Here is a 24,958-nt window from a genome sequence, read left to right as displayed (position 1 = left end):
CGCCCTTTCACTATTTTGGAGACAGCATGGATATTTTGAGCAGCATTAGCAATGGCGTACTGACGCTGGAATTCAACCGCCCCGAACGCAAGAATGCGATCACTTCGGCGATGTACCAGAGCATGGCCGACGCCATCAACGCTGCCGAGCAGGACACCAGCGTGCGTGCGCTGCTGATCTGCGGCAAGCCGGAAATTTTCACCGCCGGTAACGATCTGGAAGATTTCATGAAATCGGCCCGTCCCGACGATGGCGCTGGCATCGAGTCGCGCTCGGTCTATCAGTTCATGATGGCGCTGGCCAACTGCAGCAAGCCGGTCGTGGCGGCGGTAGCAGGGGCAGCCGTAGGCATCGGCACCACGCTGCTGCTGCATTGCGATCTGGTCTACGCAGCCGACAACGCCAAGTTCTCCGTGCCGTTCGTGCAACTGGGGCTGTGCCCTGAATACGGCTCCAGCCTGCTGCTGACGCAAGTGGCCGGTTATCCCCGCGCAGCGGAAAAGCTGATGCTGGGCGAAGCTTTCCTCGCGCAGGAAGCGCTGGAAATGGGGCTGATTTCGAAAATCCTGCCGGCGGCCGAACTGCGCGCCTTTGCCGAAGCACAGGCCGCCAAGCTGGTGGCACTGCCGGCCAGTTCGCTGCGCGTGACCAAGCAGCTGATGAAGGCGGCCCGCAAAGGCCCGGTCGCCGATGCGATTGCTGCGGAAAACGTCCACTTTGGCGCCATGCTGGTGGCACCGGAAGCGCGCGAAGCCTTCATGGCCTTCTTCCAGAAGCGCAAGCCGGACTTCAGCCAGTTTGCCTGATGGCGGCAGGGCGGCGCGTCAGAATTCGCCGTAGCGGTTGCGGATTTCGGCCAGCACGCCCTGTTTCTCCAGCCGTGTAATGGCGGCATTGATCAGTTCCAGATCTTCTAGCGTGGTGGTGTTCTTATTGAGCATCAGGTGCACGGGGGCGCGCAGCACCGTCAGGGGCAGGGCGCTGATGGCTAGTCCCAGTTCGCGCGCTTCATAGCGCAGTGCGGCGCTGTCGCCGAGTATCACATCGGCGCGGCCCGCTTCCAGCATGCGCAAGCCTTGCTGAAAATTCAGAAAAGTACTCAGGTGTCCGCTAGCCAGCAACTGCGGTTGCAGCTTGGCATAGGCGGCACCATACCAGCCTATCTTGGGTGCCAGCAGCGACACCTGCATGCCCAGCAAACCTTCGATCCCCCGCAACTGCTGATAGCGCGGCAATTGTTCGGTGCGCACAAACAGGCTGACCGACTCGGTGCGGTAGGGAATGCTGAAGCGGGCAATCTTGCGCCGTTCGGCCGTATCGGAGGCCGCCAGCAGCACATCCAGCCCGCCCTGTTCGAACTGGCGCTGGCGCCGTGCGGTGGGTAGTTCCGGCAACAGTTGCAGCGCGCAGCCGGCTTCGCGGAAAATGGCTTGCGTCAGTTCCAGATCCAGCCCCGTGGGGGCACTATTGGGTTTGCTGTAGACATACGGTGGCCATTGCTCTAACGCCATTTTTAGCTGGCAGGGAGCCGCTTGCGCCGGCAGGGCGGTCGCATACAGCAGGGCCACAGTAGTGCCGACAGTACGGGCTTGCATGAGGAACCATTCTTTGAACTTTGACTACAATTTGCCAGAAGTGGGGAGAATGTCAAGCGTTCGGCCTTTCCTGCATGCAGGCTAGCAAGCCGCGCGCTGCCGGCTTACCATAGCGCTGGCGCGCCTGTAGCAGCGTCATAACTCTTAGCGGGGACGTGCTTTGGTATCTACTCTGGAACTGGCGGCGAATGCCGTGATGACGCTGTCTATCGTACTGGCTGGACGCAACAATGTGCATTCGTGGTGGCTGGGCGTCGTGGGCTGCAGCATGTTTGCTGTGTTGTTTTATGGCGTCAATCTGTATGCGGACGTGGCGCTGCAAGTGTTCTTTATCATTACCTGCCTGCTGGGCTGGTGGCGCTGGCGTCGTGGCGATAGCGGCCAGCAATTGCCGATACGCCGTGTGCGGGTGCGCGTACTGCTGTGGCTGAGCGCGATTGCCCTGCTGGCGACGGCCGGCTATGGTCTGTTGCTGCAGGCCTACACCAATGCCTACGCGCCTTTCATCGATTCGGCCGTGCTGGCCTTCAGCATTGTGGCGCAATTGCTGCTGATGGGGCGGCGCATCGAAAGCTGGCCGTTCTGGCTGCTGGTCAACAGTATTTCCGTGCCTTTGTACCTGAGCCGCGGGCTACAGCTGACGGCTTTGCTATATGCCGCTTACTGGTTCAATGCACTGGCCTCGTGGTGGTTCTGGCACCGCCAGATGCAATCTCAGCAGCAACTTGCATAGATTCATCGACTTTGATTTTTCCTCGCTCTATCATGGTGTTACTACGTAGAAAAAAACTAAAGGAGACGTCATGCAGTGGTTTTCTGACTTGAAAATAGGGCGCAAACTGATCGTGGCGTTTGCCGCCGTGATTGCACTGGCCACCTTGCTGGGTTTGTTTGCCATACGCCAGTTGAATGTGGTGAATCAGGCGTCCACCGATATCGCCGATAACTGGTTGCCGTCGATCCGCACGCTGGGCGAGATCGAGGTGTCGCTGGCACGCTACCGGATTTCCGAATCTAATCACATCATCATGCACGATGCGGCTGAATTTGCCACGGTGGAAAAAGCTATGGCGACCCGGCTGGAAACGCTGCGTAAGCAACAGGCTGCCTATGAGGCGCTGATTTCGGAAGCGGAAGAAAAGCGCGTGTACGGCGAGTTCCGCAAGACGCTGGACGAGTATCTGGCCGCGAGCCGCAAGCTGGTGGCGCTGTCGCGTGAGGACAAGAATGCAGAAGCGGCGGCCCTGCTGCGGGGCGAGTCGAACAAACTGTTCCGTTCCGCCTTCGAACAGCTCGATGCGCTGGTGAAGATCAATGACGAAGGCAGTACTGCATCGGATAAAGCTGCCGATGCCACTTACGACAGTTCTCGGAACACCATCATCGGCGTGCTGGCGCTGCTGGTGGTCGTTAGTATGGCGCTGGCCATGTATGTGGCGCGCATCGTCGCCACGCCGCTGGAAGAGGCGGTAGGCATTGCCGGCCGCGTGGCCGAGGGTGATCTGAGCAATGTGATTGTGGCCAGCACGCGCGATGAAACTGGGCAGCTGATGGACTCGCTGCGGGCCATGAATGACAGTCTGCTGAAAGTGGTGGGCGAAGTGCGCAATGGCACGGATGCGATCGCTACTGCCTCGGCCGAAATTGCCAGTGGCAATATGGATCTGTCGCGCCGCACGGAAGGGCAGGCCAGTTCGCTGGAAGAGACTGCCTCGGCCATGGAAGAGCTGACCTCGACCGTGCAGCAGAATGCCGATAATGCCCGTCAGGCCAACCAACTGGCGCAGTCCGCATCGGGCATTGCGGCCGATGGCGGCAAGGTGGTGGATGAGGTGATTGCCACCATGGATTCCATCAGCGCCTCGTCGCGCAAGATCGTCGACATCATCAGCGTGATCGACGGCATCGCCTTCCAGACCAATATTCTGGCGCTGAACGCGGCGGTGGAAGCGGCCCGTGCCGGCGAGCAGGGCCGCGGCTTTGCCGTGGTGGCCACCGAGGTGCGTAATCTGGCCCAGCGTTCCGCGGCAGCGGCCAAGGAAATCAAGGAACTGATCGACGACTCGGTGGTGCAGGTGGCAAGCGGCACGGCGCTGGTGCAGAAGGCCGGCGCCACCATGACGGAAGTGGTATCCAGCGTACGCCGCGTGAGTGATGTGGTGGCGGAAATTAGCGCCGCGACTGGCGAGCAGAGCACGGGCATCGGCGAAGTCAATCGCGCCATCACCCAGATGGATGAAGTGACCCAGCAGAATGCTGCGCTGGTCGAACAGGCGGCCGCAGCGGCGGGCGCCATGCAGGAGCAGGCTGCCAATCTGGCCGAGGTGGTCAGCAAGTTCCGTTTGCGTTGAAACCGGGCGGAGTACACAGATGCTCCGCTAGCGATGCAGGGGCGCCAGCCCCTGTCTAGCGCGGGCTGGCGCTTTCTGCTGGCAGGGCCGGCGCAGCGGTGTTCTGGCTGGCCCGATAGGCGCTGGGCGTCAGTCCCGTGCTTTCGCGGAAGGCCGTGGCGAAGTTGCCGGCATTGTTAAAGCCCACCATCAGGGCAATATCCTGCACTTCGATCTCGGTTTCGCGTAGCAGATTCATGCCGCACTCGATGCGGGCGGCACGGATGTAGGCGAACACGGTCATGCCCGTGTGGGCGCGGAACAGTTGCGACAGCTTCTCGCGGTAGGTGCCTACTTTGCTGGCAATCTCCGTCAGGCTGGGTGGCGCTGCCAGATTATTCGAGATCAGCCGCTTGGTGGCGTTGACGATCACCACCTCGGGATCCGTCACCGCCACGATGGTGTCGGCAATCGCGCTGTCGGGCCGCGGCGCCTGCTGCTGGCGTGCACGCAGCGCCAGATTCAGGTGCACCTGTATGCGGGCGGCCAGTTCGCCCGGCGAGAACGGCTTGCCGACAAAATCCACCCCGCCCAGCGACAGGCCGAGTATGCGCTCTTCCGTGTTGTCGTTACCGCTGAGGAAAATGATGGGGATGTCCTGGGTGGCCGGATTGGCCTTGAGCAGACGGCAGGCCGCATAGCCATCCATGCCCGGCATACGCACATCGAGCAGGATCAGGTCCGGTTGCTGGGCCAGTGCCAGCTGGTAGCCCTGCATGCCATTAAAGGCCACCGAAACGGAATACGGCAGTTCGCTCAGCAGATCGACCAGCATGCGCTGTTCGAATGCTGAGTCGTCTACGACCAGTATCTTGCTCGATGGTGCAGGGCGGGCGGTTGGCATGGCCTCGGCAGGGTTGGCTTGGTTCGGGTTAGTTATACAGGCTTTGTCACTGCAAGTTGCATAGTAGCGCTTACCGCTGAAAAAGTTGAATAGTTTCTGTTTTCATTAGCCTTATGCTACCACTGGCTTGCAAGATTGTTGTAAATACCCCCTAGCCGGCACTATTTTTCGCACTTTTCTCCGCCAGCAAAACTGCTCTCGCTTATGGCAAAAGCAGGCATTTTTCGGATCGTCAATAATGAACTCGCCAGGCAACAATGCCGGGCTAGCCATATTGCATGTGCGATAACGAACTAGCAGACCAAGGAGTAAAGCATGAAACACACTGATTTTGGCAGCATGGCCTGCCCGATAGCCCGCAGTCTGGGCAAAGTGGGCGAATGGTGGAGCATCCTGATTCTGCGTGATGCTTTCTATGGCCTGACCCGTTTCGACGAATTCGAGAAAAGTCTCAAAATTGCCCCGAATATGCTGACGCGCCGCCTGTCCGGTCTGGTGGAAGGGGGGCTGATGGAACGCCGCCAGTACAGCACCCGGCCGCCACGCTTCGAGTACATCCTGACGGAAAAAGGGCGTGCCTTCAAACCCGTACTGCTGGCATTCATCGCCTGGGGTAACGACCATCTGGCCCCCGAAGGCGCCAGCCTGCTGGTGGTCAGCCGCGAGACTGGCAAGCCGGCCGATCAGGTGCTGGTGGATGCGAATAGCGGTCTGGCCATCAACGATGAAGACTATATGTTTGCGCCCGGCCCCGCTGCCACTGAAGGCATGCGTAGCCGCCTGATGGAAATCAGCAAAATGGCCTGAGCCAGCAAGCGACACTTGTAGGGAAGTGGTGCGGCGCGACCCGGCAGGGCAGCGCCGCTTTTTTATGCTCATTAGAAATGTTGTGGCGCCGTCTGAGGCGGCAAATTTGTGGAATAATGTGTGGCGCGCATACCTGCGCAGCGGCCATGGCTCCCGACCGGGGAGTGCACAGTAAAGGAAAGCATTGAGTGAATCTGTTTGCGCGTGACGAGGAACTGGCGCAGTGGCAGGCCGCGCTGGCCGATGCGCAAGGCGCCCAACGCTGGCCGTTACTGGAGCTGCTGGCCTGGCATCTGCGCCAGCGCGATCCCCAGCAGGCACGCCGCCTGTGCGCCGAACTGACTCCGCTACTCCCTTTGCTGCCCGCACCGCAGGCGGCGCTGGCACGCTGCCGCGTATTGCTGATCGATGCCGAGGCGGAAGGTCTGCATGGCCGGCTCGATGCAGCCCAGTTGCTGTGCCTGCAGGCGCAGCAGCAACTGGAACTGGCTAGCGCGAGCCTGCCGCGCGAAGCGGCACTGGCCTGCGCCGATCTGGAATGGCTGCAGTCCGGCATCGCCATCGACCGCGGCGACAGCCGTGCCGCCGATCAGGCGCTGGCCGCCGCCGCAGCCGCAGCGCGTCGTGCGGGCGATGCCGTGCGCATCGATGTGATCGATGCCGCCTCGGGCATCTTCGATACCTTTATCGACTGGCAGGCAGCGCAGCAACGCTGGGGTCAGCGCTTCAACACCGACTTGACGGGCGTGGCGCCCATCGCGGCCGGCTGGATCAGCGATTTTTTCGGCACCTGTGCGTTCCAGCGCAGCGAATACGGACGCGCCATCGGCCATCTGATGCTGAGTTTCGAGACGGCGCTGGCTACGGGGCAGATTCGCCGTGCGGTGGTCATCGCGACCAATATCGGCAATGCCTTCACCAGCCTGAATGCGCATGAAGCGGCATTGGACTGGATGCAGCGCGGGCTGGATCTGGCGCGGCCGACCGGCTGGCCACTGAGCATAGGCATGGGCCTGATGCAGACCGCCGAAACCTTGCGCCAGCTGGGCCAGCGCGAAGCGGCGCAGACCCTGCTGCGGGAAGCGCTGAATACTTTGCAAGCCTTGTCCGGTTCACGCGCGTATGCCGTGGCACTCGAGTATCAGGGCGATCTGGCCCTGGATCTGGGTCATCATGAAGCGGCACTGGACAGCTTTACCCAGCTAGCGGCACGCGGTGATGCATTGCGCCAGTCGGATTTTCGCAGCAGTGCACGGCGTGGTCAGGCGCACGCCCTGTCCCATCTGGGACGGGCCGACCAGGCACTGACTGCCGCGCAGGCAGCGCTGCAACTGGCGCGCGAACATGTCGATGCCTCGGCCCAGATTGCGGCGCTGAATGTACTGGCCGAGATCCATGCCCAGCATACTCTACCGCCACCACCGGCCATGCAGGCTGCCAGCCCCGTGCTGCACTACCTGCTGCTGGCGCTGGAAGTGGCCGGCACCATCGATGGTTACACGGTCTCCGGCGCGCTGCTCGACGCCATCGCGCGTGAATACGCGGCCGTGGGCAATTACGAGCGGGCCTATGCCATTTCGCTGCAGGCTGGCACGGCACGCGACCAGATCCACAGTCAGCAGGCCACCAACCGCGCCATCGCCATGCAGGTGCAGTACCAGACCGAGCGGGCGCAGACGGAAGGCGAACACCATCGCCAGCTGGCAGCCGCCGAAGCCCAGCGCGCCGAAGTGCTGCAACAGACCAGTGCTACGCTGACCCACCTGAGCGCCATCGGGCAGGAGATCACCGCCCATCTGGATGCGGCCGCCGTGTTCCGTGCGCTGGACCGGCACGTACATGGTCTGCTCGATGCTACCCACTTCTCCATCTTCCTGCTCGATGCCGAAGGCGACTGGCTGACCTGCGCCTTTGGCACGGAAGCCGGCAATCAGGTGCCTGCCGTGCGGGTGGCGCTGTCCGATCCGCAGGCTAACTCGGCCCGCTGCGTGCGCGAGCGGCGCGAGATCCTGGTGGAGCTGGGCGCGGCGGATCTGACGCCGAATCTGATACCGGGCACGCTGCCTACACTGAGCCTGCTGTTTGCGCCGCTGCGCGTGGGTGAACGGGTGCTGGGCGCGATGACCGTGCAATCGCTGCAGGCCAGTGCCTACGGCGAACGCGAGCGGCTGATCTTCCGCACCCTGTGTGCCTATGGCGCGATTGCGCTCGATAACGCCAGCGCCTACCGGCAGGTGGCGGCCACGCTGAAGGCGCTGAGCGCGACCCAGGAACAGCTGCTGGAAAAAAATCTGGAGCTGGAACGGGCCTACAAGGCGCTGGAAGAAGTCAGCCTGACCGACCAGCTGACGGGGCTGCGCAACCGCCGCTTCTTCCTGCAGAATGTAGATGCCGACGTGGCGCTCAGTCTGCGCGCGCACGATGCGGGCCAGCACCGCGAGCTGACTATCTGCGATCTCACGGCGGCCAAGGATCTGGTGTTCTTCATGGTCGATCTGGATCACTTCAAGCAAGTCAACGACCGTTATGGTCATGCGGCCGGCGATTCTATCCTCGTGCAGATGCGCGAGCGGCTGCGCGAAGTGTTCCGCGAATCCGATTATGTGATTCGCTGGGGTGGCGAAGAATTTCTGGTGCTGGCGCGCGCGACCCACCGCGAGGAAGCCCATGTGGTGGCTGAACGGATGCGCCGTGCCGTGGCCGAACGCGAATTCATTCTGCCCGATGGCGCTACGCTGGCGAAAACCTGCTCGATCGGCTTTGCCTGCTTCCCCTTCATGCCGGAGCAGCCCCGTTTGCTGTCGTGGTCGCAGGTGGTGGAGCTGGCCGATCAGGGGCTGTATATCGCCAAGCGTTCCGGCCGCAATGCGTGGGCCGCGCTGTACAGCACCGCTGCTACGCGCGGCGAAGGCATCTTCCCGCGCCTGATGCAGCAACTGGAACAGACGGTGACGGCGGGCGAGGTGCGGCTGGTGACGAATCTGCAAGGTCCGCTCAATCTGGTTGGCGAACGGCGCCGCACCGGCCTGTCGAGCGATCTGGAAAACTGAAGTGCCTGCTCCTGAGAGCCGGCCGCAACTCACGCTGTCTTTTGCATCATGACTGAAAATCTTATCCGCTGCCGCTGGGCTAATCCGGCCAATCCCCTGTATCTGGCCTACCACGACCAGGAGTGGGGCGTACCCTGCCACGATGAACGGCGCCTGTTCGAGATGCTGAATCTGGAAGGGGCACAGGCGGGGCTGAGCTGGGAAACGATATTGAACAAGCGCGCCAATTACCGCGCAGCGTTTGACCAGTGGGATGCTGAAAAAATCGCCGCGTATGATGCCGATAAAGTGGCGCAGTTGCTGGCCAATCCCGGGATAGTGCGCAACCGCCTGAAAGTGGCGGCGGCCATCACCAATGCGCAAGCCTATCTGCGTCTGCGTGCCAGTGGCACCACGCTCGATGCATGGCTGTGGGCCTATGTCGATGGCAAGCCGCTGGCACCGGAAGCCGGACCGCGTCCGGCCAAGACGGCATTGTCAGACCGGATTTCCAAAGACCTCGCCAAGCTGGGATTCAAGTTTGTCGGCTCTACCATCGTGTACGCGTATATGCAGGGTATAGGCATGGTGAACGACCATGACCCGGCCTGTTTCTGCCGCCATCAGCCATGAGTGATGATGCTATCGCGGGCGACCGCGCTGCCCGCCCGCGGGTCATCCTCGATACCAACTTCGAGGACGGCGCTCGCTTCATGGCCGCATGGGGTGTGCTGGCGCCAGATGAATCGCTGTTTTATCTGGCGCTGACGGCACAGGTGCCGCCGGCGGAACAGATCGGCGATGCACAACTGCGCGCGCTGTGGCCACTGGATTTGCCGGGCTTCCACCGCATTGTGCTTGATGAGGGACGGGTGACGCTGGATCTGCTGGTGGGCACGCCGGAGGCGGTGCTGCCGGAGATCGAAGCGCGGGTAGACCAGATCCATCTGCGCGCCGGTGTGCCGCCCATGCTGGCACGCCAGCTAGCCAGGCTGGCGCAGCCGGAAGCCGAACTACTGGCCGATGTGCCGGACGAGGCGATGAAGCTGGCCTTGCGCAAGCAGGGCTTTGTCGAACAGCCTGATGCTGTCAGTTATCGGGCGCTGTACCAGAGCCGCAAGCCACGTCTGCCCGCGCCGCCATTGCCGGCCGTACGGCAGGCCATTGTGATCGGGGCCGGCATCGCCGGTGCCTCGGCCTGCCACCGCCTGTGCGCGGCGGGCTGGCAAGTCACGCTGATCGAGCGCCATGCGCTGCCTGCGCAGGAAGCTTCGGGCAATGTGGCCGGTATCTTTATGCCGCTGCTGTCCAAGGATGACAATATACCCACCCGTCTGACTCGTGCCGCCTTCCTGTTTGGCTTGCGCGAATGGCAGCGCTTGGGCGGCGTCGGCCATGTATTCGAAGGTGCTAGCTGCGGTGTGCTGCAACTGGCGCGCGACGCCGAGCACGCGCAGGTGCAACAGGATGTGGTGGCGACGTGGAACTACCCGCAGCAGTACGTGCGCTGGCTCGACGCCGTTGCTGCCGGCGCCTTGCTGGGCGGGCCCACGCCCCATGGCGGCTGGCTGTTCGGGCAGGGCGGCTGGGCGCGTCCCGCTTCGCTGTGCGCAGCGCTGCTGGCGGCTTGCGGCACACGCTTGCGGCAGTGCTTTCACGAGGAAGCGCTGCGGCTTGAGCGTCAGGGGGATAACTGGCAGGTGTTCGATGGCAGCGGCGCGCTGCTGGGCGAAGCGCCGACGGTCATCCTTGCCAATGGCGCCGGTGCGGTGGGTATTGCGCAGGCGGCGCAATTGCCGCTGGCGCGGTTGCGCGGGCAGGTTACCCATCTGGCGCAGGAGTTGGGGCCGCGTCTGTCGCTGGCGGTGTGTCGCGAAGCCTATGTAACGCCGCCCAATCAGGGCGTGATCTGCGCCGGTGCCACCTATAGCAGCGACGATGAGCGCGAACTGCGCGCCAGCTGCCAGCAGGAGAATCTGGCACGTCTGGCGGAAATCATTCCGGGCGAGGCGGTGGCGGCGCTGGCCGAAACTGCCCCGCTGGCAGGGCGGGTGGGCTTCCGCTGCGCTGCGCCGGACCGGCTGCCGCTGGTGGGCGCTTTGCCTGACTACGATAGCAGTGGACGGATCGAACGGTTGCGCGATATGCCCGTCCATGCGGGGCTGTATAGTCTGCTGGGCTACGCTTCGCGCGGCATCATCTGGTCTACCCTGATGGCGGAACTGCTGGTATCGCAACTGGAGCAGCGCCCCTTGCCGCTGGAGGCCACGCTGGTCGATGCGCTGGTGCCGGGGCGTTTTATGCTCAAGCAGCGCCGTCGCGCTGGTGGCGGATAATGCTTGCCGCTATAATCAGAGAGCTGGCTGCGGCCAGTGCCTTTTTCCCTGTACCGCGTTGTCCATGGAGGCTGTGACGATGGATGAACACGAAGCGCCCCAGTATCAGGGTTCGCCGGAACTGTATATGTTTCTGGCGTCCACTGCACACGATATGAAAAACTCCATCAGCGTGCTGAGTGGCACGCTGGAGAATCTGCTGGCCGGTGCCATGGCCGATAGTGCTAGTGTGCCGCGCGAGCAATCCGGCCCCGATTACACCCAGCTGGCACAGATGCTGTACCAGACCAAGCGCCTGAACGATAATCTGATGCAGCTGCTGGCGCTGTACAAGGACGTGGGCAAACCGGGCTACCCGTTCGAACCGGTGGCTAACAGCATCGAGGAACTGGTGCAGCAGGTTGCGAGTCAGGCGCGCATACTGCTGCAGTCGCGCGGCATCACGCTGGAACTCGATTATCCCGAGAACGCACTGTGGACGCTGGATGAAGATCTGATCATCGGCGTGCTGGTACACGCCATCAACAATGCCATCCGCTATACGCGCGACCGGCTACGACTGGCCATCCGCATCGATGGCGACTATCTGGAAATCCGCGTGGAAGATAACGGTACGGGCTTCCCCGCCGTGATGCTGGAAGCGGGTGTCAACGCCATGAACAGCCAGCGCAGCGCGGTCAATTTCCTTAACAATAGCAGTGGTCTGGGTCTGTATTTTTCCAGTGAGGTGGCCAAGATGCACACGCATCGGCAGCGCCACGGCAGCATCGCGCTGGAAAATGGCGGCACTCTGGGCGGCGGCTGCTTCGTACTGCGACTGCCATGACGGCCACCCATCAGCTGGTAGCCAGCAATGACGTGGACTGGGCAGAGAAGCGCTATCTGCTGGTAGATGATTTCGTCGGCATCCGCCAGTTGCTGCGCGAATCGCTGCGCAACCTCGGCGCCAAACATATCGATCAGGCGGCCAGTGGCGGCGAAGCCATGGTCCTGCTGGGCAAACACCGCTACGACGTGGTGCTGTGCGATTACAACCTGGGCGATGGCAAGAACGGCCAGCAGGTACTGGAAGAAGCCCGTCTGCGTAATCTGCTGATGCCCAGCAGCGTGTGGCTGATGGTGTCGGCTGAAAAAAGTGTGGAATCCGTGATGGGGGCAGCCGAACACCAGCCCGATGCCTACATTATCAAGCCGATTACGGAAGGCGTGCTGCTGACCCGCCTGAACCGGGTGTGGAACAAGAAGCAGATCTTCAAGGAGATCGATCACGCCTATGCCGACAAGGATTTCCTGCGCGCGGCCAAACTATGCGACGAGCAGATCGCCAGCAACCCGCTGCATGAAATCGAACTGCTGCGCATGAAGGCGACCCTGCTGCTGAAAAGCGGCGAGCCGGAGAAAGCCCGCCGCGTCTACGAGAAAGTGCTGGAAGAACGCGATTACAACTGGGCCCGCTGCGGACTGGCCAAGATCATGATGAATAACGGCGAGGTAGCGGCTTCGCAGGCGATGTTCCAGTCGGTGATCACGGCCAACCGTTTCTACATCGATGCCTACGACCAGCTGGCCACCTCCTATCTGCTGCAGGGGAATACCGAGGAAGCTTTCGGCGTGCTGGAAAAAGCCACCAAGATGTCGCCTAACTCGGTGCTGCGGCAAGTCACATACGGCCACAGTGCCCTCAAGCTGGGGAATATTCCCGTGGCCGAAAAGGCCTTCCGCAAGTGCATAGATATCGGCGAATACTCGGTGCGCAAAACGCCGGAAGCCTTTTTCGGACTGGCGCGCGTGTGCGGCCAGAAGAACGATATCAAGGAAGCCCAACGCCTGCTTAACGCCGCCATCCACCAGTTCGGTGGTGATCAGGTGGTGTTGCGCGCCAAGATCACGGAAGGGCTGGTGTACCACGAAAGCGGTGACTACCGGCGCGCCCGAAAATCTGGCGAAGAACTGGAAGCCATGCTGGCGGACGAGAACAAGCAGCGTCCCGGCACGGACACCTGCATGGAAATGGCCACGCTGCTATTTGCGGTGGGCGTGAAGGAAGCTGGTACTTCGCTGCTGTGTTTTGTCGCCCGTAATAACCACGACAACCTGCCCTTACTCGATCAGGTGCAGGCGATTTTCGACAAGGCGCGCATGAGCGAAGAGGGCGCCGAGCATATCAAGACGGCGCGCAAGGAAGCCACCGATATGATGAATACCGGCGTGCTGCTCTGGAAGACGGGCAAGCTGGAAGAGGCGGTGGAATGGATGCGGGTGGCGCGCAAGGCGCTGCCGAACAATCTGCGCATACTGTTCAACGCAGCGCAGATTCTGATCTCGTTTATGCAGCAGAATGGACACGATGCGGCGCTGGCCGACGAAGCGGTGACGGTGCTGATGCATGTCGATGCACTGGCACCCGGCCAGCAGCGTTTTGCCCAGCTAATGGAGCAGCTGACCCAGCTCGCCCCCATGCAGGGCGTGGTGGCGGCGGCGGCGGCCAGCGAGTTTGAGGCGGAAAACGGCCCCCTGCCGGAATGACGATGGCACGCAACAGGCGCGCCGCTGCGCTTGTCCGCGCAGGTTCAAATGTTTACACTGAAATGCGGTGCACACCGTTCTGCGGCTTGATCTGCTGTCAATATTGAGGGCAAATAAAGGGCATAAGCTATGCGCGATATCGCTAAGGAAGTCTATTCGAAAATGAAAGTGGGCAGCGTGGCGTGGATACGCCCCGTCGCGGCCAAGGGCGATACACTGGAGACTTTCCAGACTGCCCACAGCAGCGCGCAGGCGCTGGAACAGGAAGGCCTGATCGATATCGAAAAAGTGCAGCGGCAGGCCGATGGCCTGATCGACGCGATCCGCATACAGCGGCTGGCCTGAATCCCCTCAGGCCAGAACCTCCCTTTAAGCTTTGCCGCTGGCCGTTTTCGGCTTGGCCGGCGCGCGCTTGGCTGCCGGCTTGCGGGCGGTGCTGCTGGTGCTACCAGTCGCCGCTTTGGTCTTGGCTTTGGCCGGTGCCGCCTTCGCCGATGGTTTGGCCGACGGCGGCGGCACGGTGCTGGCTACGGCCTGCTTGAACTGCTCCTGCAGCATATTCCACCACGCAGCCGGATTGGCCATCGGTGCGGCTGCCGCATCGGCGCTGGCGGCCGGTTTGCCGCTGGCAGCGTGGGCTGCACTGGCGCTATCAGGTGCCGGCTGGGCGGCTGCCGGTTTGGGGGCCTCGGCTGGCGCCGGCTTGTCCTTGTCGGCATTGCGCGCATGGTGGAAGAAGGCCGAAACGTAAGGGTTGGCGTCGAAGATGGATTTGTCGCTGCTGGCCGGCTGCTGCGCTGCCGAAGCCAGACTGGCGCCGACGGATTTCAGCGTGGCGATGGTGCCGCGCTGGACTTCCAGCGCCTGTATGCTTCCGCGCAGCATATTCATGTTCACGCCTAGCCATGCTTCCACAGCTTTCAGGTCATTGATCTTCTTATCCAGTTCTTCTACGGACAGCGTGGGTGCCGTGAGGCCGGGCACGCTCATGCTGCCCCACAGGTTTTTAACGAAATCGAGCGTATCGTGCATGACATTGGCGCCGGGGATGTTCGGCATTTGCGGATGGGTCATCGAATTCTCCAGTGGGTTTAGCGTTTAGCGTAGCAGATTACGGCAGGGCCTTCAAAAGATTTTGACAACATTTCCACAGGGGCGCGCAGGCGCGCCGAACCAGTTAAACTAGCGCCATGAGCCTTGCCACCTTCCTACGTCAACGTCGCCGCCTGCTGCTATTCTGTGTGGCCACGCTGGTGCTACATGGCGTGGCGATCGACTGGGCCAGCAACCATCTGGCGGGCGTGACGCCACGCTCGTCGCCACTGCCGCCATCGCTGATGACGGCACAGCTAAAACTGAGTCTGCCCAAACACGTGGAGACGCCGGAGCCGGCGCAGCCGCAGGCTTTACCGGCCCGCCAGCTAGCGGTGCGGCCGCCGTCCGTCGCAGCCGCCAGTAGCGCTATCGCGCCGCTCGCGCCAGCACCGGCCAGCGAGACCTCTGCCGCGGTAGAAGGCGTGCTGGCCGATGCGGCTAGTCTGCCCACGTTGACGCCGCCGGCTGTGGCCGAGCAGGTTGGCGCCAGTGCAGCGCAGACGGGAACCCCCGTGCCTACCCCGGCACGGGCCGACGGGGCCACCCCGCTGGATGCACAGGTGCCGGAACAGCTGTCGATGCGGCGCTACAAAGTGAATCTGCCCCCCTCGGCCAATTTTGATATGGATGTGGCAAGGGTGGATGCCGACGGCACGCGCTGGAGCGGTTCCGCCGATATGCGCTGGCATACGGATGGCAGCCATTACCGCGCCTCGGTACGGGCCGGCATCAACCTGCTGGTAACCCGCCTGAATCTGCTGGTGATGCATAGCCGCGGCAGTATCGACGATTATGGTATCGCGCCGGAAAACAGCACGCAGAAGCGCGCCCGCCGTGCCGAAACGGCCACCCATTTCAATCGCGAGAACGGTACTATCACCTTTTCCGCTTCCGAGCGCAGCTTCCCCTTGCTGGTGGGGGCGCAGGATATGACGACGGTGCCTTTCCAGCTAGGCGGCATAGGCCGTGCCGACCCTAACCAGTTCGCCACCGATATCGATATGCAGGTGGGCGAGGATCGCACGGCGAATATTTTCCGCTTCCGGCTAGTGGGGGAGGAAGAACTAGTGACGGGACTGGGCAAGCTGAAAACCTGGCATCTGACCCGTCCACCCCGTCCCGGCAGCTATACTTCAACTCTGGATATCTGGCTGGCGCCGGAACTGAACTGGCTGCCCGTCCAGTTGCGCAATACCGAGGCGAGTGGCGCGCTGACTACCCAGACGGTTAACCGTATCAGGACTAACGTAACGGAAGAATAATATGCATCCATCGTTCCACCGTCGTCTGCTCATTCTTTGTGCAAGTGCGCTATTGGCCGCTGTATCGCTGGCCCGCGCTGCCGAAGGCGAGCATCCTAGCGTCAAGCGCCCCTTCAATCTGGCGCCATCGGCAGACCTGAGCTACAGCATCAAGGCCAAACAGCGCGGCATTGGCCTGAATGGCACGGCTACCGTGCAGTGGCGCGCAGCCGATGGCAGCTATTCCGTGGCGACGGAGAGCCGCGTCAGCCTGCTGGGCAAAATACTGGAAAACCGTAGCGAGGGCAGTGTCGACGATTACGGACTGGCGCCCGTGCAGTTCTATGAAAAGCGCTTCCGCAAGGACCCTAGCCACACCAGCTTTAAACGTGATGTCAAAACCATCACATTCAGCGAAAGCGACGACAGTTACCCGATCAAGGGCGGTGAACAGGATCGCACCAGCATTCAGTGGCAGCTGGCTGCGCAAGCGCGTGCCACGCCGGACAAGTTCAAGGCGGGCAGCGAATGGGCATTTTTTGTGGCTGGCCGGCGCGATGCCGAGGTGTGGCGCTTCAAGGTGATGAAAAATGAGGCAGTCCAGATCGGCACGGGCGAGGTCAATGCCGTCCATCTGGTGAAGGCGCCGCCACCCGACGCGCAGGGCCAGCAGGTGGATCTGTGGCTGGCACCTTCGATGGAATGGTATCCGGTGCGGGTACGCTTCAATGACGACGATGGCGACTTCGTTGACCAGACGCTGGAAAAGGTCGTGCGCAAGTAAGCTCCTGCTATACTGACGCCCCCGCAATCGGGACGGGTCTGGCCATGGAGTTGTCGCCTGAGGCACTGTTCCGGTGTGTGTTGCGTACCAATTGATAAACAATGATAGAACCTATAACAAGCGAGACCACGCCTGACGGGGCGCTGGATCAGCAGCAGGATGGCCTGCAAGCTCACTTCAAACCGAATGTGTCGGTGGACGAGATCGAACAGGTCTACCACCTGAAACGCGCGCAGCCGCTACTGCAGGTGTTTACTGCCCTGTTCCACGGCGGGTTTGATGGCGTGCTGGTACGTCTGCTGGTGCTGCGCGAGCTGGCCTCGGATACCAGCTCGTCTACCTTCTCGCGTGCCGATATCAATACCCGGCTGGCTTATCTGCTGCCGGAAAGTCTGGAAACGGTGCTGATGCGCCTGCGTAGCAACCAGTTGCTGGCGTGGGATGCGCAGCAGGCCGTTTACCGCGTCACGCCTATGGCGCGCAATGTGCTGTCGGCCATCGATGGCCTGCTGGCGCTGGGTAACGATGAAGATGAAGCCGATATGGGTTTCCTGCTGTCGCAGGTAGCCGGTGCGCAGGTGATGGGCGGCGTGACGGTAGAACAGTTGCAGCATTTGCTCGGTCGTCTGGTCGATCTGACGGAAGAATTCTCCGACGCGATTGCCTCCGGTTCGGAATTCCGCCTGCGCGCTTCGCAGGCCAAATGGCATATGGCGTGCGACTGGGTGGAAAAAGGCTCGGAAATCCTGCGTGCCATTACCTCCGATGAAAATGCCGATGCGGCCACCCACCGTGCGGCGCAGGCCATCGGCCGCGCCCAGTCGGCGCTGCTGAATATGCAGGGCATGTTCTCGCGTGCGCTGAACCAGATCGAGCGTCAGCGCGTGCATCTGGGCCAGTCCGGCCTGTCCACTACGGACATCAAGCGCTGGCTGCTGCTGCACGAAGATCTGGCTTCGCTGGCGATCGATGCGATCGATCAGCCGGTGGTGCCGCTGTTTATTACGCCAGCCGAAATGATCGACGTGGCGGAAACCGAACTGCTGGCCGACCGTGCTACCAGTGCTGTCAGTGGCGGCCTGCCGGCTGGTACCGACGCCCCGACCACCGTGAGCGACGCGCCGCAGATGCAGCGCGAACTGGACGACTGGCTGGAGCGCCTGTCCGACTTCGCCGCCTTCGGCAAACAGGCCACGCAGAATCTGCCGACAGGAGTCGATGCATCGGAAGCCGCGCCGGAAACCATGCCGGTACACGAGACTCTGCTGCCAGCCACCTTTGCCGTAGCCTCCTACCGCGCGTCGCTGCTGCCGCTGCTGGGTGATGCCGATGAAGCACGCCTGCAGGGCGCGACCGCCGAACTGGCACGCTTGCCGGTGAAATTTGCACCGACTGATGAAATGGTCGAGCTGCCCGATTTGCATGTGGCAGCAATGTCCATGGCCTCCCTCTCACTTATTCTGAATCCGGAAGGCGACAAGTCCGATGAATGACGATTCCCAAATTCTGATCGCGCGCCTGCTCACGCACCAGAGCCTGCGCCGCGATGACAAACTGGTTAAACGCGTGCTGTCGGACGAGCAGTTCCGCGCCGAAGTCGATGCGCGTCTGCTGGCCACGGGCCTGAAACTGCTGGATAACGTGTACGCCGATCATGTGACGCTGGCGCTGCACCGCGCTATCGAGCCGAAGATTTTCGGCGCGCGCGATATCTGGCAAAACAATAATTTCGGTCTGTCACGCGACGGCGTGGCCTTGCTGGTGGTGCTGTGGGCGCAGATTATTCTGCCCAAGCGCGAGCGGCAGGAAAGCCACGTTCACGCAGACGATGACCAGAACGATATGTTCGGGGTAGAGAAACCGCTGCCACGGGCAGAGGATACTTCCATCGGCATCGCCTACAAGGCGCTGCTGGCCGACTTCGGCGACAAGCTGGGCAAGAAAACCCGTCTTGATATGAATCTCGGTATCCTCGCCAAGCTAGGCTTCATCGAACGGCGCGGCGACGTGATCGTGGAAGGCCCGCTGCTGGACCTGATGATGGATACCGACCTGCTGAAAGAGCGCATCATCAATGGCGCGCTGGCCGATGTGTTCAAGCGTTCGCCCGCGCAGATGATTCCTGTGCCGCGTCAGGCCGCCGCGCCGGAACCGGAGCACGAACCTGAAGCTGCCGATAGCGCTGCCGATACCGAACTTCCCGACGAGAGCTAAGCCATGTTTCACATTAAATCGTTAGAGCTGGTCCACTGGGATTACTGGCAACGTATCAAGAATATTCCGCTGGACGCGAAGATCATCACTATCGCGGGCCAGAACGGTTCCGGCAAAACCACGCTGCTTGATGCGCTGCGCACGCTGTTCGGCCTCGATTGCTCGATGGGCCGCACGTATAAGCACTATGCCCGCCACAGCGGCCAGCAGACCGCATGGCTGCGCGCCGTGGTGGATAACCGCGCCGTCGGCAAGCAGCTATCCAACCGTCCGTTTCGTAGCTCGGGCTTCTTCAGCGACGATGAAGTGACGCTGTTCTGCCAGATCCAGAAAAACGGTGGCGACTGGAAGCGTCAGTACCTGATGCGTCCGGGGAACGTGCAGATCGAAGACATCGGCGAAGTCGGCAACGACTGGCTCGGGGTGGAAAACTACCGCAAGCGTCTGGCCAGTGCCGGCCTGTCGCCCGCCATGGCCAAAGTGCTGGCGCTAGAGCAGGGCGAAACGGACAAGCTGTGCGAATACGCGCCGCGCCAGCTGCTCGATCTGGTATTCCAGGTATTCGGCGACAAGGAAGTGCTGGACGCTTACGACGAAGCCAAACGTCACCAGCGCGACACGGAAACGGAGCTGAAACGCTTCGAGGCCGAACTGGAATCGTCCAAGACCAATCTGGAAGGGTTGCGCCTGCGCGTGGCCAATTACCACCAGTGGGAGTCGCTTAACAAGGAACGCCGCAATCTGCAGGAAGAAGTGCTGCCGACGCTGGAATACCACGAAGCACGCGAGAAGCACGGCACCATCAGCCGTCAGCTGCGCGATGCGCGCAAGCCGCTGATGCAGGCTGACCAGCAGCTGTCGGACAAGCGCAATGCGCTGGCTGCACAAGCCAAGGCACTCAGCGATGCACAGCAGACGGAAACCGTGCTGGAACAGGAATCGACCGCGCTGCAAAGCCGTTTGTCGCTGATTAACGGCAAACTCAAGCCGCTCGACTCGCTGCTGGAGCAGAAGGCCCGCTTGCAGAAGCTGGCCGCCGATGCCGGTGCCGATCTGGCCGAAGTGGCGCAGCAGTTGCAGGAAAAGGAAATCGAACTGGCACGCCAGCGTCTGGCGCGCGATGCCATCGCCAGCAAGATCGCCAGCGAGCAGGCCACCATCGCGGCGCTGCAGGGCAAGACCGCCATGCCGGAGCCGGAAGTGCAGCGCGCCATGCGCCGCGCGCTGAACGACGCTGGTATCGGCCACGCCATGCTGTCCGACATCGTCGAGGTGACGGATGCACGCTGGCAGGGCGCTATCGAAGGTGTGCTGGGCGGCTATGCGTCCGTAGTGCTGCTGGATAAAGCTTCCGATGCGTCGGCGGCTTATCGTCTGGCGGAGAAGGAACGCTATCGCCACTTCATCGTGCCCGATCTGGTACACGCACCGACCGTCAAGGATGACAGCCTGATGTCGGTGGTGAAGTTCTCGGCCAAGGTGCCCGCATGGCTGGTGGAACAGCTGACCCGCATTACCCGCGTTGATTCGGTCGATGCAGGCGCCAAGCTGGGCAGCCATGAAGAATGGATTACGCCGGACGCCTACCACCGCGAGCGTCGCGGTGGCCGTTCGCTGTTCGTGGAAGCTTCGCGTTACCGCTTCGGTTCCGCTGGCCGTACCCAGCGTATGGAAGCCATCCAGAAAGGCCTGCCTGCGCTGGAAGCGCAGGAAGACGCGCTGACGCTGGTGGTCTCCAAGCTGGCCTCGGAAATCAGCGCGCTCAAGACCCGCCTGGCCGGTGTCGATGCGGCCAAGGAGCTGGCAGCACGGCAGGAAGAATTCGATGAAGCGGCGCGCAACGCCGTACCGCTGCGTGCCGAGCGTACGGAAGTGGGTGCACGTCTGGGCGAACTGCAGACCCTGATCAAGAACGCTGTGGTAACGCGCACCCGTGCCGATACCACGTGGCAGAACGCCCGCTTTGCGCTGTCCGAAGCGGAAGCCGGTATGCGTCTGAACCATCGCCGCCAGCTGGAACAGCGTAGTGACCATGCGCGCGCGCTGCTGGCGCTGCGCAAGAGCTGGCGCCATCTGCCGAAAGGCTGGAAGCGTGCGGCCCGCCGTCTGGCGCTGGCTGACGAGCATCAGAACACCCATCAGGTGCACCTGCGTATTCACAGTCTGGAAACCAGTCTGGCGCGCAGTGACTGGGAACTCGATGCTACCGTGATCGACCAGTACCAGCGCCTCAATGACCAGCTGCATGGCCGTCAGGCCGAGACGGAAGAGCGCCGCTATCAGAACAACCGCGCCATCGAAGCCACCGGCAACGCCCGTGGTGCCTACATGGAGCGGCTGCGTTACACCATCAAGACCTACGCCAAGAACATCAAGGAACTGGGCGAACTGGCCGGCATCGAAGTCCATGCCGATCCGGTACGTCTGGAGAACGACGACATGCTGCTGGCGCAGGCCGGCCTGCATGTGCGCTTCAAGTTCGACGGCAAGGGCATCATCGGCATGAACGACGGTGAAGCGTCGGGCGGCCAGCAGGTGATGAAATCGCTGGTGCTGCTGATTGGTCTGCTGAAATCGGAAGATGGTTCGGGCGGTTTCGTGTTCATCGATGAACCGTTTGCTCACCTGGATATCCGTAACATCCAGCTGGTGGGCGAGTTCCTCAAGAATACCGATGCCCAGTACCTGATGACGACGCCGCTGACCCACAACACCGACGTGTATGATCCTTCCGAACTGACGCTGATCACCAGCAAAAAGAAGAAGGATACGGAGTGGGCCCAGCCTATCTTCGTGCTGCAGCGCCGGACGGCCGAGGCCACACAGGCTGCCTGATAGCAGCCCCGCCGCAAAGCAAAACGCCCGGAGCAGCAATGCATCCGGGCGTTTTGTTTTGGCGATCTAGTCCAGCGGACTTACTTGATATCGAAGATGTCGATCGGGCGCGGCACCGGCTTGGTGTTACGGCGCCAGCGGATCAGATGGACCGAGAAGTACAGGTAGAACCCGCCCAGCAGGCCAAACAGCGCGGCGGTGACGGGCTGGCCGAGGAAGTCCGGATCAAGCGGCAACTGGTTATGCATGTGCAGATAGGCTTCGAACAGGCGGTAGATCAGGCGGCTGATGAACAGCATCAGGATCAGCAGGCTGAGACGGCGGTTCGGCGTGTAGAAGAAGCCCTCCGCGGTGTTTGTCAGCCGCGTGGTGCGCACGTTGTGGCGACCCAGCAGCACGCCGACGGCAGCACCGGCCGCCAGTGCGCCTAGAGCTTCCCATTTGCCCAGCAGGGTAGCGGCAATCACGCCCAGACTACCGGCGCTGATCACGGCCGTGCTGTAGTGGCGCCACAGTTCCGAGCGGGTGCGCCCCAGCAGCGTCTTCAGACGGGAATAGATGCGCCACACGGCCAGAGGCACGAGCAGCAGCAGGGTGAGGGTGGTCATTTCGATATTCATTGCAACAGCGTCTTGAGTCAGTCGAGAAGCGCGATTGTACGCCAGTCCGGCCGGCTATTGCCTTGACAATCAATTCTGCCGTCAGCAAACTGGGCTTTAAGCTCTGCCGTTGCAGCCCCGCCGCGTTATCGCGGTGATAAGGAAAACCATGAATCAAGCTTTATCCAAGCTGCCGTTGACGGCAGACCTGCTGGCCCCTGCACCGCATACGGCAGCTGCCGCCGATGGCTATGGTCTGCCGCCACTGGCGCTACAGCAGATTGTCGATGCGCCGCGCGCGCCGTCCATGAGTCTGAGCCCCCAGCGTGATCTGCTGGCTGTGGTGCAGACGCCGGCCTTGCCCGGCATTGCCGAAGTGGCGCAGCCGGAACTCAAACTGGCCGGCTTACGCATCAATCCCCGTATCTATGCGCAGTCGCGTTTCTCGTTCGGCACCGACCTGTCGCTGCTGGAAGTGGCCACGCAGAAGCCGCGCCGCGTACGTGGTTTGCCGCGCAAGCTGCGGCTGGCCGATATGAGCTGGTCGCCCGACCAGCGCTATCTGGCGTTTTCCCATGTGGCTTTCAAGGGCGATAAGGGCGCAGTGGAACTGTGGCTGCTCGATATTGCAGCGGGCAAGGCGGCGCGTCTGTCGGCCCAGCCCCTATCGGCCGTGTTGACGCGCGGTTTCAGCTGGCTGCCCGATAGCAGCGGTCTGCTGGTGCACTGGCGTCCGGCCGGGAGTGGCAAGGCGCCCGTGTCAGACGGCATACCGCGCGGCCCCGTCATGCAGGATAGCGAGGCGGCGGCCGGTGTGCGCCAGTTGCGCACCTATCAGGATCTGCTCAAGAACGAACATGATGCGCGCCTGTTCGAGCACTACATCACCGTGCAGCTGGTGCGGCTGGATCTGTATGGCAAAGCCCAGCCTATCGGTGCACCGGCCGCCTATGCGCGCACGGCGATTGCGCCCGATGGCCAGCACATCCTGAGCCAGTGTGTAACGCGGCCATATTCCTATCTGGTGCCGGCATCAAATTTCGGCGAGCGTATCGATGTGCTGGATCTGGCTGGCCGCGTGCTGCATACGGTGGCCGATCTGCCGCTGGAAGAAGGTCTGCCGCCGGGAAACGATGCCGTTTCGGCCGGTGTGCGCAATGTGGGCTGGCGTGCCGATGCCGAGGCCACGCTGGTCTGGGTGGAAGCGCAGGATGGCGGCGATCCGGCGCGTGCCGTGGCCGATGGGGTGCGCGATGTGGTGTACTGCCATGCGGCGCCGTTTGCTGCACCAGCGCAGGTGCTGGCGCGCTTGCAGATGCGCTATGCCGGTGTGGCGTGGGGACGCGGCGATGTGGCGCTGATCAACGAACGCTGGCACAAGACGCGCGATTTTCGCCAGTGGCGCATCCAGCCCGATCATGCGGACGTGGCTGCGCAGCAGGTGTATGCCGGTTCCTATGAAGACCGCTACAACAGTCCCGGCTCGCCCGTGCTGCGCGCCGATGCGCGCGGCTTTGCGCGCCTGCTGATAGGCGAGAACAACAGCATACTGCTCGATGGTGCGGGTGCCACGCCGGAAGGCGACCGGCCTTTCCTCGACCGGCTGTATCTGGATACGCTACACAAGCAGCGCCTATTCCAGAGTGCCGCGCCGTATTTCGAGAATGTAGCTGCGGTGCTGAATCAGGACGGTACGCTGATCCTGACCTCGCGCGAAACCCCGACCGAGCGGCCCAATTACTATCTGCGCGATCTGCGCAAGCCGGAGGGCCAGCAGTTACTGGCGCTGACGCATTATCCTCATCCGACGCCGCAATTGCGCGACGTGCAGAAGGAGCAGATTCGCTACCAGCGGGCCGACGGCGTGGAGCTGACGGCCACGCTGATGCTGCCGCCCTACTATGACGTGCAGCGCGATGGCCCGCTACCGCTGCTGATGTGGGCCTATCCGCAGGAGTTCAAATCTACCGGTGCGGCCAGTCAGACTACCGGCTCGCCGTACCGCTTTAATGCCGTAAGCTACTGGGGGCCGGCGGCGTTTCTGGCCATGGGTTACGCGGTGCTGGATAACCCGTCCTTCCCTATCGTGGGTAGTGGCGATGCAGAACCCAACGACAGCTATCTGCCGCAACTGGTGGCCGATGCCGAAGCGGCGGTGGAGGAGGTGGTGCGGCGAGGTGTGGCCGAGCGCCACCGGATTGCCATCGGCGGCCATTCGTACGGCGCTTTCATGACGGCCAATCTACTGGCGCATACCCGTCTGTTCCGCGCCGGCATAGCCCGCAGCGGTGCCTACAACCGCACGCTGACGCCGTTCGGCTTCCAGTCGGAAGAGCGGCCTTACTGGAAGGCGCCCGAGGTGTATCAGGCCATGTCGCCGTTTAACTATGCGGATCGCATCAAGGATGCGCTGCTACTGATCCACGGCGCCGAAGATGCCAATTCCGGCACCTTCCCCGTGCAGAGCGAACGCATGTTTCAGGCCATCAAAGGGCTGGGTGGTACGGCACGGCTGGTGATGCTGCCCAATGAGGCGCACGCCTATCGGGCGCGCGAATCCATTCTGCACATGCTGTACGAGACCCATCTTTGGCTGGAAAAATACGTCAAACACGCGCAGCCCTGAAACGCAGCAGGCGTACAATCAAGGCTACCCTGATGTG

Annotated in this window: 20 protein-coding genes; 16 read left to right on the top strand and 4 right to left on the bottom strand. The window is 62.0% G+C overall.

The window, feature by feature from the left end:
* Positions 1 to 26 precede the first annotated feature (26 nt).
* Positions 27 to 806: an enoyl-CoA hydratase gene (locus ABNT42_RS05320; RefSeq protein WP_348695002.1), complete on the top strand. Its 780-nt coding sequence runs from the start codon at positions 27 to 29 to the stop codon at positions 804 to 806.
* An 18-nt stretch (positions 807 to 824) separates the two neighbouring features.
* Here ABNT42_RS05320 and ABNT42_RS05315 read toward each other — a convergent pair whose 3' ends face one another.
* Positions 825 to 1,595, bottom strand: coding sequence for a transporter substrate-binding domain-containing protein (locus ABNT42_RS05315; RefSeq protein ID WP_348694999.1), 771 nt, complete (start codon positions 1,593 to 1,595; stop codon positions 825 to 827).
* A gap of 160 nt (positions 1,596 to 1,755) precedes the next feature.
* Between ABNT42_RS05315 and pnuC the strand changes: the two genes are divergently transcribed.
* Both pnuC and ABNT42_RS05305 read left to right on the top strand, forming a co-directional pair.
* A complete protein-coding gene (pnuC, locus tag ABNT42_RS05310; protein ID WP_348694996.1) occupies positions 1,756 to 2,328 on the top strand; it encodes a nicotinamide riboside transporter PnuC in 573 nt (190 codons plus the stop codon).
* Positions 2,329 to 2,398: 70 nt separating this feature from the next.
* Positions 2,399 to 3,946, top strand: coding sequence for a methyl-accepting chemotaxis protein (locus ABNT42_RS05305; protein WP_348694994.1), 1,548 nt, complete (start codon positions 2,399 to 2,401; stop codon positions 3,944 to 3,946).
* 55 nt (positions 3,947 to 4,001) lie between these two features.
* Here the strand turns inward: ABNT42_RS05305 and ABNT42_RS05300 are convergent, their stop codons facing one another.
* Positions 4,002 to 4,829, bottom strand: a complete 828-nt coding sequence (locus ABNT42_RS05300) for a response regulator (protein ID WP_348694991.1) — start codon at positions 4,827 to 4,829, stop codon at positions 4,002 to 4,004.
* 315 nt (positions 4,830 to 5,144) lie between these two features.
* On the opposite strand from ABNT42_RS05300, the gene ABNT42_RS05295 reads away from it, so the two are divergent.
* The 7 genes from ABNT42_RS05295 (at position 5,145) to ABNT42_RS05265 (ending at position 13,872) form a co-directional block, all read left to right on the top strand.
* The gene (locus ABNT42_RS05295; protein WP_348694988.1) at positions 5,145 to 5,636 is read left to right on the top strand and encodes a helix-turn-helix domain-containing protein; all 492 of its coding nucleotides are present in this window, start codon (positions 5,145 to 5,147) and stop codon (positions 5,634 to 5,636) included.
* Between the two features lie 188 nt (positions 5,637 to 5,824).
* A complete protein-coding gene (locus tag ABNT42_RS05290; protein ID WP_348694985.1) occupies positions 5,825 to 8,686 on the top strand; it encodes a sensor domain-containing diguanylate cyclase in 2,862 nt (953 codons plus the stop codon).
* Positions 8,687 to 8,734: 48 nt separating this feature from the next.
* A complete protein-coding gene (locus ABNT42_RS05285; protein ID WP_348694982.1) occupies positions 8,735 to 9,298 on the top strand; it encodes a DNA-3-methyladenine glycosylase I in 564 nt (187 codons plus the stop codon).
* The gene (gene mnmC, locus ABNT42_RS05280; protein ID WP_348694979.1) at positions 9,295 to 11,001 is read left to right on the top strand and encodes an FAD-dependent 5-carboxymethylaminomethyl-2-thiouridine(34) oxidoreductase MnmC; all 1,707 of its coding nucleotides are present in this window, start codon (positions 9,295 to 9,297) and stop codon (positions 10,999 to 11,001) included. The genes ABNT42_RS05285 and mnmC overlap by 4 nt, the downstream gene beginning before the upstream one ends.
* A 79-nt stretch (positions 11,002 to 11,080) precedes the next feature.
* Complete coding sequence (locus ABNT42_RS05275) at positions 11,081 to 11,827, top strand: HAMP domain-containing sensor histidine kinase (RefSeq protein ID WP_348694976.1); 747 nt, start codon at positions 11,081 to 11,083, stop codon at positions 11,825 to 11,827.
* A complete protein-coding gene (locus ABNT42_RS05270; protein ID WP_348694973.1) occupies positions 11,824 to 13,527 on the top strand; it encodes a response regulator in 1,704 nt (567 codons plus the stop codon). Before ABNT42_RS05275 ends, ABNT42_RS05270 begins: the two co-directional genes overlap by 4 nt.
* A 129-nt stretch (positions 13,528 to 13,656) precedes the next feature.
* Positions 13,657 to 13,872 carry a hypothetical protein gene (locus tag ABNT42_RS05265; RefSeq protein ID WP_348694971.1) on the top strand — a complete coding sequence of 72 codons (216 nt, stop codon included), beginning with the start codon at positions 13,657 to 13,659 and terminating at the stop codon, positions 13,870 to 13,872.
* 24 nt (positions 13,873 to 13,896) lie between these two features.
* Here the strand turns inward: ABNT42_RS05265 and ABNT42_RS05260 are convergent, their stop codons facing one another.
* Positions 13,897 to 14,601, bottom strand: a complete 705-nt coding sequence (locus ABNT42_RS05260) for a PhaM family polyhydroxyalkanoate granule multifunctional regulatory protein (RefSeq protein ID WP_348694968.1) — start codon at positions 14,599 to 14,601, stop codon at positions 13,897 to 13,899.
* Between the two features lie 116 nt (positions 14,602 to 14,717).
* On the opposite strand from ABNT42_RS05260, the gene ABNT42_RS05255 reads away from it, so the two are divergent.
* The 5 genes from ABNT42_RS05255 (at position 14,718) to ABNT42_RS05235 (ending at position 21,696) form a co-directional block, all read left to right on the top strand.
* Positions 14,718 to 15,884: a DUF3108 domain-containing protein gene (locus ABNT42_RS05255; protein WP_348694966.1), complete on the top strand. Its 1,167-nt coding sequence runs from the start codon at positions 14,718 to 14,720 to the stop codon at positions 15,882 to 15,884.
* Between the two features lies 1 nt (position 15,885).
* Entirely contained in the window at positions 15,886 to 16,647 is a 762-nt protein-coding gene (locus ABNT42_RS05250) for a DUF3108 domain-containing protein (RefSeq protein ID WP_348694963.1), read from the top strand.
* Between the two features lie 101 nt (positions 16,648 to 16,748).
* Complete coding sequence (locus tag ABNT42_RS05245; RefSeq protein ID WP_348694960.1) at positions 16,749 to 18,140, top strand: hypothetical protein; 1,392 nt, start codon at positions 16,749 to 16,751, stop codon at positions 18,138 to 18,140.
* Positions 18,133 to 18,861 carry a hypothetical protein gene (locus ABNT42_RS05240; protein ID WP_348694958.1) on the top strand — a complete coding sequence of 243 codons (729 nt, stop codon included), beginning with the start codon at positions 18,133 to 18,135 and terminating at the stop codon, positions 18,859 to 18,861. Before ABNT42_RS05245 ends, ABNT42_RS05240 begins: the two co-directional genes overlap by 8 nt.
* 3 nt (positions 18,862 to 18,864) lie before the next feature.
* Positions 18,865 to 21,696 carry an ATP-binding protein gene (locus tag ABNT42_RS05235; RefSeq protein ID WP_348694956.1) on the top strand — a complete coding sequence of 944 codons (2,832 nt, stop codon included), beginning with the start codon at positions 18,865 to 18,867 and terminating at the stop codon, positions 21,694 to 21,696.
* A gap of 80 nt (positions 21,697 to 21,776) precedes the next feature.
* On the opposite strand, the gene ABNT42_RS05230 is transcribed toward ABNT42_RS05235, so the two are convergent.
* Entirely contained in the window at positions 21,777 to 22,316 is a 540-nt protein-coding gene (locus ABNT42_RS05230; RefSeq protein WP_348694954.1) for a hypothetical protein, read from the bottom strand.
* A gap of 148 nt (positions 22,317 to 22,464) precedes the next feature.
* On the opposite strand from ABNT42_RS05230, the gene ABNT42_RS05225 reads away from it, so the two are divergent.
* Entirely contained in the window at positions 22,465 to 24,921 is a 2,457-nt protein-coding gene (locus ABNT42_RS05225; RefSeq protein ID WP_348694951.1) for a prolyl oligopeptidase family serine peptidase, read from the top strand.
* Positions 24,922 to 24,958: the final 37 nt, after the last annotated feature.

It is taken from the genome of Duganella fentianensis, from assembly GCF_964031615.1.
GTDB lineage: Bacteria > Pseudomonadota > Gammaproteobacteria > Burkholderiales > Burkholderiaceae_D > Rugamonas > Rugamonas fentianensis_A.
The sequence above is the reverse complement of the archived record's forward strand: the minus strand, read 5'-3'. Positions and strand labels throughout refer to the sequence as shown.

Excerpts from the sequence above, each read along its gene's own strand:
- ABNT42_RS05285 (WP_348694982.1), top strand. The coding sequence starts at position 8,735 with ATGACTGAAAATCTTATCCGCTGCCGCTGGGCTAATCCGGCCAATCCC.
- ABNT42_RS05320 (WP_348695002.1), top strand. The coding sequence starts at position 27 with ATGGATATTTTGAGCAGCATTAGCAATGGCGTACTGACGCTGGAATTC.
- ABNT42_RS05235 (WP_348694956.1), top strand. The coding sequence starts at position 18,865 with ATGTTTCACATTAAATCGTTAGAGCTGGTCCACTGGGATTACTGGCAA.
- ABNT42_RS05250 (WP_348694963.1), top strand. The coding sequence starts at position 15,886 with ATGCATCCATCGTTCCACCGTCGTCTGCTCATTCTTTGTGCAAGTGCG.
- ABNT42_RS05295 (WP_348694988.1), top strand. The coding sequence starts at position 5,145 with ATGAAACACACTGATTTTGGCAGCATGGCCTGCCCGATAGCCCGCAGT.
- ABNT42_RS05255 (WP_348694966.1), top strand. The coding sequence starts at position 14,718 with ATGAGCCTTGCCACCTTCCTACGTCAACGTCGCCGCCTGCTGCTATTC.
- ABNT42_RS05300 (WP_348694991.1), bottom strand. The coding sequence starts at position 4,829 with ATGCCAACCGCCCGCCCTGCACCATCGAGCAAGATACTGGTCGTAGAC.
- ABNT42_RS05270 (WP_348694973.1), top strand. The coding sequence starts at position 11,824 with ATGACGGCCACCCATCAGCTGGTAGCCAGCAATGACGTGGACTGGGCA.
- ABNT42_RS05260 (WP_348694968.1), bottom strand. The coding sequence starts at position 14,601 with ATGACCCATCCGCAAATGCCGAACATCCCCGGCGCCAATGTCATGCAC.
- ABNT42_RS05225 (WP_348694951.1), top strand. The coding sequence starts at position 22,465 with ATGAATCAAGCTTTATCCAAGCTGCCGTTGACGGCAGACCTGCTGGCC.
- ABNT42_RS05245 (WP_348694960.1), top strand. The coding sequence starts at position 16,749 with ATGATAGAACCTATAACAAGCGAGACCACGCCTGACGGGGCGCTGGAT.
- ABNT42_RS05240 (WP_348694958.1), top strand. The coding sequence starts at position 18,133 with ATGAATGACGATTCCCAAATTCTGATCGCGCGCCTGCTCACGCACCAG.
- mnmC (WP_348694979.1), top strand. The coding sequence starts at position 9,295 with ATGAGTGATGATGCTATCGCGGGCGACCGCGCTGCCCGCCCGCGGGTC.
- ABNT42_RS05275 (WP_348694976.1), top strand. The coding sequence starts at position 11,081 with ATGGATGAACACGAAGCGCCCCAGTATCAGGGTTCGCCGGAACTGTAT.
- ABNT42_RS05305 (WP_348694994.1), top strand. The coding sequence starts at position 2,399 with ATGCAGTGGTTTTCTGACTTGAAAATAGGGCGCAAACTGATCGTGGCG.
- ABNT42_RS05265 (WP_348694971.1), top strand. The coding sequence starts at position 13,657 with ATGCGCGATATCGCTAAGGAAGTCTATTCGAAAATGAAAGTGGGCAGC.
- ABNT42_RS05315 (WP_348694999.1), bottom strand. The coding sequence starts at position 1,595 with ATGCAAGCCCGTACTGTCGGCACTACTGTGGCCCTGCTGTATGCGACC.
- ABNT42_RS05230 (WP_348694954.1), bottom strand. The coding sequence starts at position 22,316 with ATGAATATCGAAATGACCACCCTCACCCTGCTGCTGCTCGTGCCTCTG.